This is a genomic window from Kibdelosporangium phytohabitans (assembly GCF_001302585.1).
In the GTDB taxonomy this organism is placed as follows: domain Bacteria; phylum Actinomycetota; class Actinomycetes; order Mycobacteriales; family Pseudonocardiaceae; genus Kibdelosporangium; species Kibdelosporangium phytohabitans.
Window position 1 is genome coordinate 7041261 of record NZ_CP012752.1, and the last position, 15053, is coordinate 7056313.

Below are 15053 nucleotides of genomic sequence, written 5' to 3' on the forward strand. Positions count from 1 at the left end.
GGTGACTACTGCCGCGAGCGCGACGCACACTTCGCTGAGTATCCGGTCGTTGCTCCCACTCGCGGCGATCTGTGTGCCGATCGGTGTGTCGAACGCGCTCACCTGGCCGTTCCTCGCGTTGTTCCTGAGCGACGAGGTGCACGCGAGTTCGGCGGCGCTCGGGGCGTTCATGTTGGTGTCGCCGTTGGCCGGGCTCGTCGCAAGCTCCTGGCTCGGCCGGTTGTCCGACACCCGGGCCATGCGCCGCAACCTCCTGGTCGGCGGTGCTGTTTCGGGCGCGCTGGGCGCCGCTGCCTTCGCTGTGGTCCGCAACTACTGGGCGTTGCTCGCCGTCTCGGTCACGCTGGTCGCGATCTCCTCGTGCCTGCTCGCGCAGATGTTCGCGTACACGCGTCAGTCGCTGGAACGAACCAACCCCGCCAAAGCGTCTTTCGGGGTCAGCATCATGCGGACGCTGCTGTCGCTGGCGTGGGTCGGCGGGCCGCCGTTGGCGGCGTTGCTGCTCGACAAGACCGGGTTCGAGGGGCTGTTCTTCGGTGCCTCCGCGCTGTTCCTCGTCGTCGCACTCATGTCCGCCCGGATGCCGGAACTGGGCCTGCAGCCGCAGGCCACACAGGACGAGTCCGGTGGCACCGTCCGCCGCCAGATCGTGTTCGCGGCGATCGGTCTCGTTCTGCTGCAAGGCGGTTCGGCGCTGGGCGTGAACGCGATGCCGCTGTTCGTCACCGACGTCCTGCACGGCACCACGGGCGACGCCGGTCTCGTCCTCGGGCTGTGCGCCGCGCTGGAGATCCCGATCATCCTCTGGTTCGGGCACCTGGCGACGCGGTTCGACCAGCACCGGATCGTGCTGCTCGGCGGCAGCGTCGCGCTGGCGTACCACACGGTCATGCTGATGACCGGCGCCGTCTGGCACGTCGCGGCCGGACAGCTGCTCAGCGCGATCGCGATCGCGGCCGTGATGGGTGTCGGCCTGACGTACTTCCAGGCGCTGGCGCCCGACCGGCCCGGTTTCGCCACGACCCTGTACTCCAACACCCTCACAGTCGGCATCATGCTCGCCGGGCCGCTGCTGGGGCTCGCGCAGGAACTGGGATACCGCACGGCGTACCTGATGAGCCTCGTGCTCGTCGTGCTGGGCCTGCTGTCGCTGTTCCTCGGCAGGCCGCGCCGGGCCGCCGCTACTTCAGTTTGAGCTGCTCCCCCAGCGGGAACGTCAGTGTCCGCGCGAACGTCTCGGTGATGTGGTTGTCCCGGTACACCACCAGGTTGCCGATCACGGCCGGGCACACCCTGTCGTCGCACAGCCACGGCGTCAGGTCGGCGATCGTGGTGTTGGGCAGCGTCGACACCGCCTCGACCAACGGGTCCTGCTCGGTGCCGAGCGCCGCGAGGCGCGGAGTGCCGCATGTGGACGGATTGTCCGGCTCGCGCATCAGGCACCGCGGTGTGTTCGTCGTCATCAGCGGCACGTCACGGATCGCGGCGATCCGGATTCCGCTGTCGGACAGCGGTTTGAGCACCGATCGGTAACCCGACAGCAGGCGATCCCGGTTGTACCAGCGCCGTTGGCCGTCGACCACTTCGAACCCGAGGGTGAAACCGGCCGTCACGACCAGGTCCGGCTTCATCCGGAGCAACTCCGGCACGAGCTTGCGCGCCATGTCCGCGCAGCCGCGCAACGGGTACCCGCTCCGGTCCGGCGGCAGGTCGCCGAACGGGCATCCGTCCTGCACCAGAAGTTTGACGCGCCAGCCGCCCGTCCTCGTGACGTAGTTGACGACGGTGCTGCTGAGCATGGTCATGTGCGAGTCGCCGACGAGGACCATCGTCTTCGGCGCCGACGGGTCGCCATACACGCAGTGGTTGCTCGTGGCGGGCCGCGTCTTCAAGTCGTAGGTGGCGCAGCCGTCCGCCCACGCCGCGGCCATGTCCGTGTCCGCGATCGCCGGGTCGGGCACCAGCGGGGCGCGGACCGTGACCGGTTGGAGCTTCTTGGGATCGGGAACGGTCGTGGTGACGGGGACGTCGTCGAGCGCCTCGGCGGCAGCGGCGAGCAGCTGGTCCCGGTGCGCGGCGCCGACTCGCCACGGAACGGTCGCGGTCACCAGCGTGGCCAGCACCATTCCGACGCCCAGGAGATACGTCGCCCGCAGGCGAGTGCGGAACGGCCTGCGCACGACCGATGTGGACGGTTCGGCGGGCGCGGGTGTCACCGCCGCGACCGGGCGGCGGCGCCGGAACGGGTCCTCGACGAAGTGCTTGGACAAGATCGCCAGCACCAGGCTGAGCACGCCCGCGGTGATCAGTTGGACACGTGACAGGCGGTCGTTGCCGCTGTACTCCAGCATGAACACGATCACCGGCCAGTGCCACAGGTACAGACTGTAGGAGATGTCGCCGAGGTAACGCAGCGGGCGCAGTCCGAGCACCACCGGAAGTTCTACAACCGAACGCCGTTCACCGGTTCCGGCGAGGAGCATCGCGGCGGTGCCGAGCGTCGGCACGATCGCGATCCAGCCGGGGAACGCCATCGCGGTCGTGTACGTCGCAGTGCTGTGGACCACCGCGGCCAGGCCGAGCCAGCCCAGCGGCAGCCGCACGGCCGCCCCGAGCCGGACACGGCGGACGGCGATCGCGGCGAGACCGCCGATTCCCAGTTCCCACAACCGTGTGGTGGTCATGAAGTACGCGGCGCCCGGTGGTGTCGCCGTGCTCGTCGCGGAGTACACGAACGAGGCGACCGTGAACGCCAGGATCGCGGTGAACACGACACCGGCCGTGACGCCCTTGCGCCGCCCGAGAAACGCGCCCACCGCCATGACGATCGGGATCAGCAGGTAGAACTGCTCCTCCACGCTGAGCGACCAGAAGTGCTGCACCGGTGACGCGGCCGCGGTGGCGTGCCCGTAGTCCGTCGAGAAGATCGCCAGTTGCCAGTTCTGCACGTTCAACGCGGACGCGGCGATCTCCTGCATGATCTCCGGCCAGCGCGGCATCGGCACCAGGGCGAGGACACCGGCGACGGTCGCCAGCAGCACCACCGACGCGGCGGGCAGCAGCCTGCGGATCCGCCTGCCGTAGAACACGGGCAGCGCCAGCCGGCCGGTCCGGCCGATCTCGTCGGCGAGCGACCCGATGATCAGGAAGCCGGAGATCACGAAGAACACGTCGACACCGACGAAGCCGCCGGTGAGCCGCTCCGGCAGCAGGTGGTAGACGAGCACCAGCCCGACCGCGAGCGCACGCAGCCCTTGGATATCGGCACGCGCCGACTTGACCATGACCGTCTCCCCGTAGTCCCCAGCCACACGCGCGCGAGGCGCGAAACCGCTGCAAGCCCCCACATACGCCGACCAGGCTCCCCAGCGTCCGTCGGCAGGATCAAGGAGGACATCTCCGCAGTGGACTGTGACGTTTCAACTCGTGAGGGGGATCACACTCCACTGTGGAACCCGCCGGGCCACGACCGGGCAGACCGGGACATTGGGCGCGAACCTGTCCATTGGTCACCGATCACCTGCCCGCGCGGTGCCTTTTCACCGGGTGATCGGGGGCGATCCGGGGGTGCTCCGGGGGGTGCTCCGGGGGCAATCGATCGCACGGATCCGGCCGTCGGCGACTTTTTGCCAGCCGCTTTGCACTGGTCAGCAGGGCCGTCGGGAAAACTGTGACAGACAGGTGATCGCCAGGGAGTGGACAAGAACCGTCTGCGGGGATACCGTTTCATCAGTGTCGCGCTCCCGGTAACCCCCAGGCTGGTTGAGCGCGACACCCTTTTTTTGCCTTCAGCCCTGGCGGGCCGCGGCCGAACTAGTGAAATCACCAGTCTGCTCGAGCAACGCTCCAGCTTCGGGAGTGCGGGCGAAGCGCGACGCGGCGACTGTTCGCTCAACGAACTCCACCCGCCGCACAAGCCGTTCGGTGCGCCGCGCCGGTTCGAGCGCGCACACCGGACGCAACGCCTCGCCGGCGGCGTCGAGGTCCTCGGTCAGCACTCGCGCGGTGATCAACTCCAGCAGCGCGCGCACATCGGCGTTGCTCGGCTTCTCGCCGCGCGGCCGTGCTTGATAGGCGGCCAGGCACTGTTCGGCGAGTTCCGCGGCGGCAACGCCGTTTCCGAGCCGCACGTGCGTCGATGCCGCCAGCAGCAGCCCGGACGCCTGCCGCCATTCGAAGGATGTGCCGCCCCACAACGAGTCCGCGGGCGCGCGGTCGACGTACTCCCCCGCCCGCCGCAGCGCGGCCAGCGCGGTGCCGCGGTCGCCGATCGCCGCTCTGGCACGCGCCTGGTTGTAGAGCAGGCCCGCCTGACGCGCGGCGGGCGCCGACGGGATCTCGGGTTCCACGACGTGCAACGCCGCCTCGGGGCGCTCGTCCCAGAACAGGATGTTCGCGTGCACAGTGGCCGCGTGCACACGCAGCTCGTCGTGGCCCGCGAGGTCGGCATGCCGGGCAGCGAGCTGGGCGTGGCGCGCACCGGTCTCGGCGTCGCCGAGGTCTTGGTGGGTGTAGGCCAGCATGATGCCCAGACGGCCACTGAGCGCGTGCAGTTCACGCGGAGCGCTGGTTCCCGTCGCACGGGCGAGCTGGTCGCTCAGCGTGGCAGCCAGCTGGGTCAGCCGGCCGAGCCGTTCGCGGGGCAACGTGCCGGTGTAGTCCTTGATCAGGCGATCGACGTCGGCCTCGGTCACGCGAACTGACGCTACGCGCACGCCCGCCGGCCCTCAAACCGGCGCGGATCGTGGTGTTCACGCTCGGAGGCACCCCCAGTTCGGGCCTCCGAGCGAACGCACACCAGTCGCGTTTACGGGGCCCGATCGGCGCACCCGTGTGCGGCCACCGGCCGTGTCCGCGCCATCGCAGCGTGGACACTACCGACACACACAGTCACGCGTCAAGTACGCTGGACACTCAGTGGACGCCCGCGAAACGATCACCGAACGCTTGCACCGCAGGGGATCTCAGCTCCCGGCTGAGCATCAGCAGGTACCGCGTCTCCTGGTACACAGTGGACTCCTCAGCCGCCAGCGCGGGCAGGAACGCCTTGTCCGACGACGCGTACCGCTTCGGCACGCCCGCCAGGCTCTCCCGTCTGGCGACCTCCAGCCACCGCGCGGTGACGCCGATCCGGTCACTGTCCGCGGCCGCGGGCACAGCACCGGACGCCTCGTCGACCAGCTCCGGGTGGCACCAGGAGTCGTGCAGGTGGAACGCGCTGTCGCGGATCTCGATGATCCGCCGGTGCAGCCGTTCCCACGCGTCGTCGACCGTGAACACGTCCCGCCACCGGGACACCGGCCGGGCGAGGGTGATGTCCCCGGTCGCGTCCCTGAGCGAGCGCCACAGCGAGTAGAGCCGCACGCGCCGGTAGTAGTGCACCAGGGCGGTGCGCATCGGCTCGAACGCGGCGACCACGCACCCCAGCGGGACCATGACGAACCGGGCGGTGGACGCGTAGAACGCGACGTCGGTGAGCACCGGCGAGCCGAACCACGTCAGGCGCTCGCCCACGCGGATCACCGCGAACGGCACCTCCATCGCGTTCCCGATCGCCACCAGCCCCAGCCCGGCGCGCAGCGTCCGGCCGCGGATCCCCGGCAGGTGCCGCCACATCTGCCACGCGGCAGCGCCCAACGAGATCCCCAGGTAGAGGAAGATCAACACGTTGTACACCGCGAACGGGCCGTCCGGCGACGGCTTGAACCGCTGGGCCGCCGGGGTGATGTAGTAGCAGACGGTGATCGCGACGGCGACCGCCCACGCGGTCGCCGCACGCAACCAGCGCCCACCGGCGGAATGCCACCACGTGTCCGTGCGGCCCGCGATGTGCACGACGAACCGCCACGTCACGGCCGCGTCGAGGACCGCGAACAGGCCGCGGAACAGGTTGTGGAACTTCGGGTCACCGGTGAGCTGGTCGATCCAGCCGGCGAACCAGGGCTGGATCGGGATCGCGCCGAGCGCGACCACCACCAGCACCACCCACAGCGGGCGCTGCTGGGCGTCGCGGACCATCGCCGGAGTGCGGACCAGCACGACCAGCCATACGACGGTCAGGACCACCCAGCGGGAGACGTCCTCGACCATCAGGCCGCGCCGAAGACGGCCGACGCTCGCTGCTCGAAGTCGCCGCCCGGCGGGCGCTTGCGCGCCTGCTTGAGCACGATCGTCGCGAACGCCTCGGCCAGTTCCTCCTGGGCGTTGGTGTGCGGGTTGGTCACGGCGGCGGCGATCACCTGTGCCGCCAGGCCGTCACCGGCCGCCGGGCCGGGCGCGGTGTTGTGACCGGCCAGCATGTGGCAGAGCTCGTGCAGGATGATGTGGTCGCGGTGGTATCCCGTGGTGCCCGCGCGGGAAATGATGTGGTCTCGTTCGCCGTCGAAGTACCAGAGGCCGAACGGCAGTGCCGCCAGGTCCAGTTCGTGCAGCAGCAGCGGACGGCCACGCCGCCGCGCCAGCGCCGCGCAGAGCTCTTCGATCCGCCATGGCCTCGGCAACGGCGGCAGTTCCGCCACCAGCACGGTTGCCTCGGTACGCGCCTGTTTCCACGTCATCGCCTGCACCGTCTCCAAGATCATGGAACAACGTCGGCTCATCTAGTCCTCGTCCGGGCGGCGCTGTCCCGAAGCGATGTCCAACGCCGTCCTGATCGCGTCGAGCTGGGCCTGGTCGAAGGTGGCCAGCCGGGCCGCGAGCGCGTGCACGGAGTCCGCGTTCGGCGTTCCGTGCTCGGGTGGGTGGAAGAAGGCGGGCTGTTTGCCGAAGAACCTGGCCAAGAGCACTCTCGTCCGGTCGGTCAGGTTCTCCGCCTCGCCGGTGAGAATGTTGTGCACGTGGCCGTGCGAGATCGTGTCGCCGCCGTTCGCCTCGGCGATATCGGCGGAAATGCGGCGGACACCGGGGATTCGGCCGCCGTATTTGTCCGCGAGCAACCTTTTCACAGTCGTGGCGAGCCAGGACTCTTCCCGGTGCATCGGCTCACCCCCAGCTGTGTGCGACACGCTCAATGTACTCGACATGTCACAGACCGCGATGAAATGCCCCTTCGGCGCTCGCGGACGCGTAGTTCTACCCAAGCGCACGCCACGTCGACGGCCATAGCCTTGATCGAAGGAGGTGGCCGATGGGGGCACGGCTGGTGTCGGTGGCAGTCCACCTGCCCGGGAACGAGATGACCACGCGGGACACCGAGGCACGAATCGGGCCGTTCACCGCGCCCGCCGGTGTGATCGACCGGTTGACCGGTGTCCGGTCGCGGCACGTGCTGCGCGACGACGAGCAGGCGTCCGACCTCGCGGTGGCCGCGGCGAGGAAAGTCCTTGCGGAGAGCGGGACCGCGCCCGCGGAGGTGGACCTGCTGCTGTTCGCCTCGGCGAGCCAGGACATGGTCGAGCCCGCGACCGCGCACATCGTCGCGGCCAAACTGGATCTTTCCTGCCCGGTGATGGACGTCAAGAACGCCTGTAACAGCGTCCTCAACGGCATCGAGGTGGCGACCGCGCTGATCGAGACCGGGCGCTACCGGACCGTGCTGATCGCCAGCGGTGAGGCGCCGTCCCGCGCGGTGCGGTGGAAAGTCGGCAGCCTGACCGAGTTCCTGCGGGCGTTCCCCGGGTACACCCTGTCGGACGCGGGCGCCGCGCTGTTGCTGACGCGCGGTGAGCCGGGTGTGCTGGGCAGCGGGTTCACCGCGGACTCGACCAAGTGGGACATCGGCACGCTGCCGGGTGGCGGCTCGCAACACCCGCGCGACCCCGAGTACACGTACTTCTCGATGGACGGCGCCCGGTTGAAGTCGGCGTTCCTCGGGCTAGGCAGCGAAGTGCTGACCGGGACGCTGGATGGCCTCGGGCTGCGATGGGAGGACTTCGCGGTGGTGTGCGTGCACCAGGTCTCCCTGCCCTATCTGGAGATCTTCGCCGAACAGGCCGGTGTGCCACGGGACAAGCTCGTGGTCACGTTGCCGCGGCACGGCAACGTGGCGTCGGTGAGCCTGCCCCTGCAGCTGGTCACCGCCCGTGAACTCGGCCGCTGCGGACCTGGTGACCTGGTCGCGCTGGTCGGCCTCGCCGGCGGCGTCAGCCTCGGCATCGTGGTGGTCAGGCTGTGAGCGCGCTGTGGGTTGTAGTACCCGCGTACAACGAGGAGACCGGTATCGGCGCCACCCTGCGGGCGTTGGAATCACAACAGGACAGTGATTTCGTCGCGGTAGTGGTGGACAACGGGTCCACGGACCGCACGGCCGAGGTAGTGCGTTCGCACGGTGTCCAAGTGGTGCGCGAGGCGCAGAAAGGCACCGGCGCCGCCTCCGACACCGGTATGCGTTATGCGATAGCGGCTGGGGCGCGGTGGCTGGCACGGACCGACGCGGACTGCCTTCCCGCGCCCGGCTGGACACGGCGGATCAAGGCGGCGTTCCGTGACGGCCTGCGTCTCGTCGCAGGCAACCTGTTGCCCCGCAAGGACGAGGACATGCCGCTGCGGACCCGGCTGACGCTGGTCGGCGCGGTGGAGGTGGCCCGTGCGTTCGGAAAGATACGGCCGGGCAACCGGGATCCGCGCTACCGCGGGCCGTACGTGATGGCGCCGGGCGGCAACATGGCCATCACCGCCGAGTTGTACCAGGCCATTGGCGGGTTCCCGCGGACCACGATCGAGGAACTGCACGAGGACCGTGCGCTCGTCAACGCGGTTCGGCTGCACACCAACGCCTACGCGCTACGGCGTGACGTCGTCGTCTACAGCTCGTCGCGACGGGTCAAGGCGTGGGGCCTGCGCAACACCCTCGCCTGGTACGCCGATCACCGCTACCGGCCTGACTTCGTGGACATCCGATGACCGATTGGGAACTGCGTGTGCACCTCGCCGCACACCCCGTCGCCTATCCCCTGGTCCGGGGAATCGGGCGCTGCGGCCGGGCGGTGCGCGTGCCGGGAGTCGGCGTGGTGGTCAGCGAAGCGGCGCTGGCACGGGAGATCCTCACCGACTCCGGCCGGTTCACCAAGACCGGCCCCGGCTCGCCCGCCGACCTGTGGACACCGGTCGTCGGGCCGACTGTCCTGCTCAACATGGAAGGCACCGCGCACACGGAGCTGCGCCGCAAGCTCACCGGCCTGTTCACGCCCCGCGCGGTCGCGGATCTGTGCGCCAAAGTCGCCGATCGGCCGATGAACCTGCTGCGGGACGATCTCGCCGCCGGACGAGCCGTCGATCTCGTCGCGGTGGTGCGGGAACTGGTCGGTGCGGTGATCTGCGAACTGGTCGGGCTGCCCGCGTCCCGCGAGGGGTTCGCCGGCGCGTTCGCGGCGGGCACCGCCGTGACGTCGATGGTCCGGCTCGGGCGGCCGACGCTGACACCCCGGCAGATCCGGACCGGCAAGGCCGCACTGGGACGACTGACCGGGCCCGCGGCGCAGGCCTACGCCGAAGCGGATCCGCGGACCGTGCCCGGCCGGATGCGGGAACTCGGGCTCACGGCGGAGGAGGCGATGGGCGCGGTCGCGGCGTTCGTGCTCACCGGCACCGAGACGCTCGTGTCGTACGTGCCCCGGCTTGTGGGGCTGTTGCACGACTCCGGGTGGCTGCCCGCGGTGGCCGCGGACCGTTCGCTCGTCGACGACGCCGTTGCCGAGGCGTTGCGCTACACCGTGCCGTCGCCCGTGATGCTGCGCAGTGTCGTGGCGGACACGGTGGTCGACGGCGTCCGGTTCAAGAAGGGCGAGCGGGTCGTGATCTCGACGATCTCCGCCGCCAAGTCCCTCGGCCCGTTCCAGCCCCGCCGCACGCACCCGGCCGCGGTCCGGCAGATCTGGTTCGGCGCCGGGCCGCACTTCTGCCTCGGCATGCCGTTGGCGCACGCCGAGATCCGCGCGGTACTGGACGCCGTGCTCGACGCCCACCCAGTCTCCATCGTGGACCGGACGCCCGCCCGCCGGGTGCTGATCCCGAGCTATCACAGAATGGTGCTCCGCCGTGACCGCTGACCTGCTGGTGGATGTGCTCAACGCGGCACGTGAACACCGAAGCGCCCCCGCTGTCACCGACGACCGGGAAACGATCACGTACGGCGATCTGCTGGCCCGTGTGCTGGGCACGGCACATCGACTGCGGGACAACGGTTTCCAGGTGGGCAACCGGATGCTGTTCTCGGTACGGCCCGGAGTACGGGGGATCGTGCTGGCGCTCGGCGCGGTCGCGGCGGGCGGGACCGTGGTGATCGTCGACCCGGGTGGCGCACCGGAGTTGTTCCGCAGCCGCCTCGCGCTGGTCTCGCCGACGTGGGCCGCCGCGGAGTCGGTGCTGTACGCCGCCGGTGTTCCCGGTCCGGTGCGCGCGATCGCCCGGCGCCGCGGGTTGGTCGTGCCGTCGTACCGCAAGCTCGACGTCCGGCACATCCGGTCGGGGCCATGGCTGCCCGGTGTCCCGCGTGACGCGCTGTCCGCCTCCCGACTCGCGGAACCCGTTTGCTACAACGAGTTCCCCACGCACGCGCCGGACAGGGATGCCGTCGTGGTGTTCACGTCCGGCACCACCGCTGCGCCGAAAGCTGTCGTACACACTCGCGGCTCGCTCGGTTCGGCGCTGCGCACGCTCGCGGCACGGTGTTCGCTGGGCCCTGGCGACCAGGTGCACACGGACCACCTGACGTTGGGCCTGCCCGCGCTCGTCGCCGGTGCACAGTGGACAATCACACCGGCACCCCGTGCCGGCGCGACGCACACGATCCTCGTCCCGACCGATCTCGCTTCGATGCTGGGCACCCTGCCGACGACGCTGCGACAGGTCATGCTCGGCTCGGCGCCCGTGTTGCCGCCGTTGCTGCGCCGGGCTCGTGCGGCCATGCCGGACGCCGAGTTCCTCGCGGTGTACGGGATGACCGAGATCCTGCCGGTCAGCATCGCCACGGCGGAGGAGAAGCTGGCCCACACCGGTGACCTGCTCGGCACACCGCTGCCGGGCGTCACCGCCCGGGTGGCCGCCGACGGCGAGTTGTTCGTCTCGGGACCCAGCATGTGCCGCGGCTACCTCGGCGAGCCGCCGATGACCGAGCACGCCACCGGTGACCTGGCGCGGCTGGACGGCGGCCGGATCGTGCTGATCGGGCGCAAGAAGGACATGATCCTGCGCGACAGCCTGAACGTGTACCCCGGTCTGTACGAGCCCGCGATCGCGGCGCTGCCCGGCGTGGCCGACGCGGCGATGGTCGGCGTGCCGGACGAGATCGGCGACGAACGGATCGTCGTGGCCGTGGTGGCGGATCCCGACGGTCCTCCCGACCTCGCCGCCCGGGTACGGGCCGCGCTGCCGGGCCTGATCGACTCGCATGCCATCCCCGACGAGGTCGTGGTGGTGCCGTCGCTGCCGGTCTCCGGCCGCAGCCGCAAGCTCGACCGCGCGGCCCTGCGTGAGCTGGTGAGCCACTGATGCGCCTGGCCATCACGGGCGCAACCGGGTTCGTGGGCAACGCGATCCGCCACGCGGCCATGGCCCGTGGCTGGACGGTTCACCCGTACGGCAGCCGCACGTGGGACATCACCAAGGGACCGCTGGCCGACCCACCGGAAGTCGACGCCGTGGTGCACGCGGCGGCGGCCGTGACCGACTGGGGCGACGGGAAAGCGATCTGGCGCACCAATGTAGACGGAACCCGGCACGTGCTGGATTCCTTCCCGGGCCGGAGGTTCGTGCACATCTCGACCGCGAGCGTCTACGACCCGTGCACGCCGGCTGAGTACGCGACCGAAGACCAGGCGCCGGTGACGCGCTACCTGACAGCGTATGCCGCGTCGAAGGCAGCGTCGGAACTCCTGTTGCCGGGCAGACCGGACACCGTGATACTGCGCCCGCACGCCGTGTACGGCCCCGGCGACCCGACACTGCTCCCCAGAGTGCTGAAGGCGATCAGAGGCCGTTCGTTGGTGATCGTGGGCGACGGCCAGGCACGCCAATCGCTGACATCACTGGACAACCTCGTCCAAGCCACTCTCCTCGCCTGCACAGGGCCGCCCGGAACCTACAACGTCGCCGACGAGACCCCGGTGATCCTCGAAGAGGCGTTGTGCGCCCTGCTGGACGAACGCGGCTTGGACGTGCGCATCCGCCACCTACCGCTGAAGCAGGCGTGGGCACTGGCGGGCGCCGCCGAATCCCTCTGGCACATCGCAGGCGCCCACCGGCCGCCCCGCCTGACCAGGTACGCCATCAGCCACCTGGCGTATGAGCGCACCCTGGACACCACCGCGGCCCAGCGGGCCCTCGGCTACCAGCCCGCGGCGACGTCGTTCAAGGGTGCGGCCACTTGGCTCGATGACCAGGTCAACCGGCTCGTACCGACAGCACGTCGATCAGGCCGGCGATCTCCAGTGACCGGTAGGCAGCGCCGGTGGGCGACGCGGTGACGGCCAGCTCGATGTCCTTGCCCGCGGCTTTCTCGCGTCCGGCGATGAGGGCCGACATGCCGGCGGACGCCAGGAAGGTGACCTCGGTCAGGTCGACGATCAGTCTGCCGCCGCCCAGTTCCCCGAGCGCCGCCAGTATCGCCTTCTCCAACGCTGGTGCCGTGCTGAGGTCGACCTCTCCCGCGAAGCCGAGCACGTGACCACCGTCGACTTCCCGCAGTGCCTTCACGTCCAGCAGTTCACCGACCACGTTGATCCTCTTCTGTTAGGAGGGACTCGCCCGCCCAGGTACCCCGGACCGGGTGTGGATCAAACCTGTTTTCTCGCTCGGAACGCCGCGGCTTTCACGCGGTTCTGGCACGCGGTCGAGCAGTACCGTTTCGTGCCGTTGCGTGACACGTCCACGAAGACCCGGTCGCAGACGGTCGCTGTGCACACGCCCAGCCGGTCGTGCATGGGGTTGCCGAGGACGATCGCGAGAGCGGTCGCCATGGGCGCTGCCCAGCCGCGGGCCCATCGTTCGGACGGGGTGTGGAAGTGCAGGTGCCACGGTTCGCCGCCGTGCCTGCTCAGTGTCGGCGCTGCCTGGGTTTCGGCCAGCAGTGTGTTGGTCGCCTCGCAGGCGTCGTCGATGCGGTTGTCGTCGACGGCGACGAAGATCTCGCGGATCTTGAACGCGTACGCGCGCAGTTCGTCGACGTCTTCGCTGCTCACGGCGGCTTCGCCGACCAGATCGCCGAGGTCCGGCCGCGCCGCCGGGTAGTCGCGGCCTCGGGCGTGCCCCGGGGTCAGCTGGTTGACGGCCTCGACCGTGGCGGCCATCACATCGCTGGCGTAACTGTCGAAGTTCAATTGACCAGTCACCCTCCCGTGCCTACTGTCACTGTTCAAGAGCATAACGACAGTGACGAGGTGGACTATGACCCAGGTGACCAGCACCGCTGCCGAGGCGTGGCTGCGCCGGTGGGACGCCCAGCAGGAGCGCTACATCGCCGACCGCGAGGAGCGTTTCTCCGTGCTGTGCGACATCGTGGAGACGGCGCTGGCGGACGTCGCCTGGCCGGTGATCCTCGATCTGGGCTGCGGTCCGGGCTCCTTGGCCGGCCGCCTGCGCGACCGGCTGCCGCGCGCCACGATCATCGGCATCGACTCGGACCCGTTGCTGCTCGGCCTCGCGCGGTCGCACTACGGCGACGGCATCACGTGGGTCGACGCCGATCTCAGCGGCGACGGCTGGCTGGCCGAGGTCCCGCCGGCGGTCCACGCCGCTGTGTCCACGACCGCCCTGCACTGGTTGCCGCAGCGCGAGGTCGCCCAGCTGTACCGGGCGGTCGGCGAGCTCATGCCACCTGGTGGTGTGTTCGTCAACGGCGACCACATGGGCCCTGGCGACGAGGGCCTCGGCGATCTCGCCGCCGCGATCCGCGACCGCCGCGCGGCACGGGTCGGCGTTGAGCAGAACGAGGAGTGGGGTGCGTGGTGGGACGCCGCCACCAGTTCGCCCGAGCTCGCCGACCTCGTCAAGGCCCGCGCGGAACGCCTGGTGCACAAGGAGAGGCACGCCGAGAACACATTGAGCGTGCGAGCGCACGCCGACCTGCTGCGCGCCGGCGGATTCGGCAGTGTGGCCCCGCTGTGGCAGGTCGGCGACGACCACATCCTGGTGGCAGTCAAGCGTTGAAGGCACGGCGATAGGCCGCGGGCGTCGTACGCACGGCCGCGGCGAAACGACGCCGCAGGTTGGTGGCCGACACCAGCCCGACCCGGCGGGCGATGGCCTCCACCGACAGGTCCGTCTCCTCCAGCAGCGCCCTGGTCGCGTTGACCCGCTGGGTCAGCAGCCAGCGGCCAGGGCTCGTGCCGAGTTGCTCGTCGAACCGGCGTGCCAGGGTGCGCGGCGAGATCTTCAGGAAATCGGCCATGTCCTCGACACCGATCGGGTCGGCCAGCCGCTCCGACGCCCACTCCAGCAGACCGCCGAGCGACTGGTCGGGCTGTGCGACCGGAAGGTCGACCGCGTACTGCGTCTGCCCGCCTTCCCGGTGCGGCGGGAGAACCATGTAGCGAGCCAGGTGCACGGCCCGCGCGGCGCCGAGGTCGTTGCGGACGAGGTGCAGGCACAAGTCGATGCCCGCGCCCGCTCCCCCGCTCGTGGCCACGTCACCGTGGTCGACGTACAACACGTCGGGATCGACCTCCACACGCGGGAACAACGCCTGCAACTGGCCGGTCCGAGACCAATGCGTGGTCGCACGGCGGCCGTCGAGCAGTCCGGTCTGTGCGAGGGCGAACGCGCCCGTGCAGATCGTGACGAGACGACAACCACGCTTGTGCGCTCGTTTCAGGGCCCGCAGGACGGCGGGCGACAACTCGGCGTCGTACGGCCGCCAGCCGGGAATGATCACGGTGTCGGCTTCGTCCACCGCGGCCAGCCCCTCGGTGACGAGCATGTCGTAGCCCGCGGTCGTCGGCACCGCGCCGGGACGCTCGGTGCACACGCGGAACTCGTAGTACCGGGGCAGGAAGTCCCGTTCGAGCCCGAAAACCTCGGTCGCGCAGGCCAGTTCGAACGTCGACTGGACCGGGCGCACGACGGCGGCCACACGATGCATGGCAACAAAGTACCCAATGATGTCTTTGCTGACACTGGCT

15 protein-coding genes are annotated in these 15053 nt (G+C 69.9%); 7 read left to right on the top strand and 8 right to left on the bottom strand.

Going from position 1 to position 15053, the window contains the following annotated elements:
* The first annotated feature begins 1 nt into the window (after position 1).
* On the top strand, positions 2-1195 hold the full coding sequence (locus AOZ06_RS31655; protein WP_054292739.1) for a sugar efflux transporter: 1194 nt from the start codon (positions 2-4) through the stop codon (positions 1193-1195).
* Here AOZ06_RS31655 and AOZ06_RS31660 read toward each other — a convergent pair.
* The 5 genes from AOZ06_RS31660 to AOZ06_RS31680 all read right to left on the bottom strand — a co-directional run bounded on the left by AOZ06_RS31660 (position 1182) and on the right by AOZ06_RS31680 (position 6977).
* Positions 1182-3284, bottom strand: coding sequence for an acyltransferase family protein (locus AOZ06_RS31660; RefSeq protein ID WP_054292740.1), 2103 nt, complete (start codon positions 3282-3284; stop codon positions 1182-1184). The two genes, AOZ06_RS31655 and AOZ06_RS31660, sit on opposite strands and share 14 nt — an antisense overlap.
* A 504-nt stretch (positions 3285-3788) precedes the next feature.
* Positions 3789-4694: a hypothetical protein gene (locus tag AOZ06_RS31665; RefSeq protein ID WP_054292741.1), complete on the bottom strand. Its 906-nt coding sequence runs from the start codon at positions 4692-4694 to the stop codon at positions 3789-3791.
* A gap of 220 nt (positions 4695-4914) precedes the next feature.
* Positions 4915-6090: an MAB_1171c family putative transporter gene (locus AOZ06_RS31670; RefSeq protein ID WP_054292742.1), complete on the bottom strand. Its 1176-nt coding sequence runs from the start codon at positions 6088-6090 to the stop codon at positions 4915-4917.
* Entirely contained in the window at positions 6090-6581 is a 492-nt protein-coding gene (locus tag AOZ06_RS31675) for a hypothetical protein (RefSeq protein ID WP_054292743.1), read from the bottom strand. Before AOZ06_RS31675 ends, AOZ06_RS31670 begins: the two co-directional genes overlap by 1 nt.
* An 18-nt stretch (positions 6582-6599) precedes the next feature.
* Complete coding sequence (locus tag AOZ06_RS31680; RefSeq protein WP_054292744.1) at positions 6600-6977, bottom strand: hypothetical protein; 378 nt, start codon at positions 6975-6977, stop codon at positions 6600-6602.
* 149 nt (positions 6978-7126) lie between these two features.
* On the opposite strand from AOZ06_RS31680, the gene AOZ06_RS31685 reads away from it, so the two are divergent.
* From AOZ06_RS31685 to AOZ06_RS31705, 5 genes are read left to right on the top strand one after another with little or no spacing between them, the layout of a single operon-like run.
* Entirely contained in the window at positions 7127-8113 is a 987-nt protein-coding gene (locus AOZ06_RS31685; protein ID WP_054292745.1) for a 3-oxoacyl-ACP synthase III family protein, read from the top strand.
* Entirely contained in the window at positions 8110-8841 is a 732-nt protein-coding gene (locus tag AOZ06_RS31690) for a glycosyltransferase (protein ID WP_054292746.1), read from the top strand. The genes AOZ06_RS31685 and AOZ06_RS31690 overlap by 4 nt, the downstream gene beginning before the upstream one ends.
* Positions 8838-9986: a cytochrome P450 gene (locus tag AOZ06_RS31695; protein WP_054292747.1), complete on the top strand. Its 1149-nt coding sequence runs from the start codon at positions 8838-8840 to the stop codon at positions 9984-9986. Before AOZ06_RS31690 ends, AOZ06_RS31695 begins: the two co-directional genes overlap by 4 nt.
* Positions 9976-11427 (top strand): class I adenylate-forming enzyme family protein, encoded by a 1452-nt coding sequence (locus AOZ06_RS31700; protein ID WP_054292748.1) that lies wholly within the window; start codon positions 9976-9978, stop codon positions 11425-11427. Before AOZ06_RS31695 ends, AOZ06_RS31700 begins: the two co-directional genes overlap by 11 nt.
* The gene (locus AOZ06_RS31705) at positions 11427-12401 is read left to right on the top strand and encodes an NAD-dependent epimerase/dehydratase family protein (RefSeq protein WP_083472070.1); all 975 of its coding nucleotides are present in this window, start codon (positions 11427-11429) and stop codon (positions 12399-12401) included. The genes AOZ06_RS31700 and AOZ06_RS31705 overlap by 1 nt, the downstream gene beginning before the upstream one ends.
* On the opposite strand, the gene AOZ06_RS31710 is transcribed toward AOZ06_RS31705, so the two are convergent.
* Complete coding sequence (locus AOZ06_RS31710; RefSeq protein ID WP_218921812.1) at positions 12319-12651, bottom strand: STAS domain-containing protein; 333 nt, start codon at positions 12649-12651, stop codon at positions 12319-12321. The genes AOZ06_RS31705 and AOZ06_RS31710 overlap by 83 nt on opposite strands.
* 59 nt (positions 12652-12710) lie before the next feature.
* The gene (locus AOZ06_RS31715) at positions 12711-13253 is read right to left on the bottom strand and encodes a CGNR zinc finger domain-containing protein (RefSeq protein ID WP_054292749.1); all 543 of its coding nucleotides are present in this window, start codon (positions 13251-13253) and stop codon (positions 12711-12713) included.
* Between the two features lie 76 nt (positions 13254-13329).
* Here AOZ06_RS31715 and AOZ06_RS31720 point away from each other — a divergent pair, with 76 nt between their 5' ends.
* A complete protein-coding gene (locus tag AOZ06_RS31720) occupies positions 13330-14082 on the top strand; it encodes a class I SAM-dependent methyltransferase (RefSeq protein WP_236951805.1) in 753 nt (250 codons plus the stop codon).
* Here AOZ06_RS31720 and AOZ06_RS31725 read toward each other — a convergent pair.
* The gene (locus tag AOZ06_RS31725) at positions 14072-15013 is read right to left on the bottom strand and encodes a GlxA family transcriptional regulator (protein ID WP_054292751.1); all 942 of its coding nucleotides are present in this window, start codon (positions 15011-15013) and stop codon (positions 14072-14074) included. The two genes, AOZ06_RS31720 and AOZ06_RS31725, sit on opposite strands and share 11 nt — an antisense overlap.
* Positions 15014-15053: the final 40 nt, after the last annotated feature.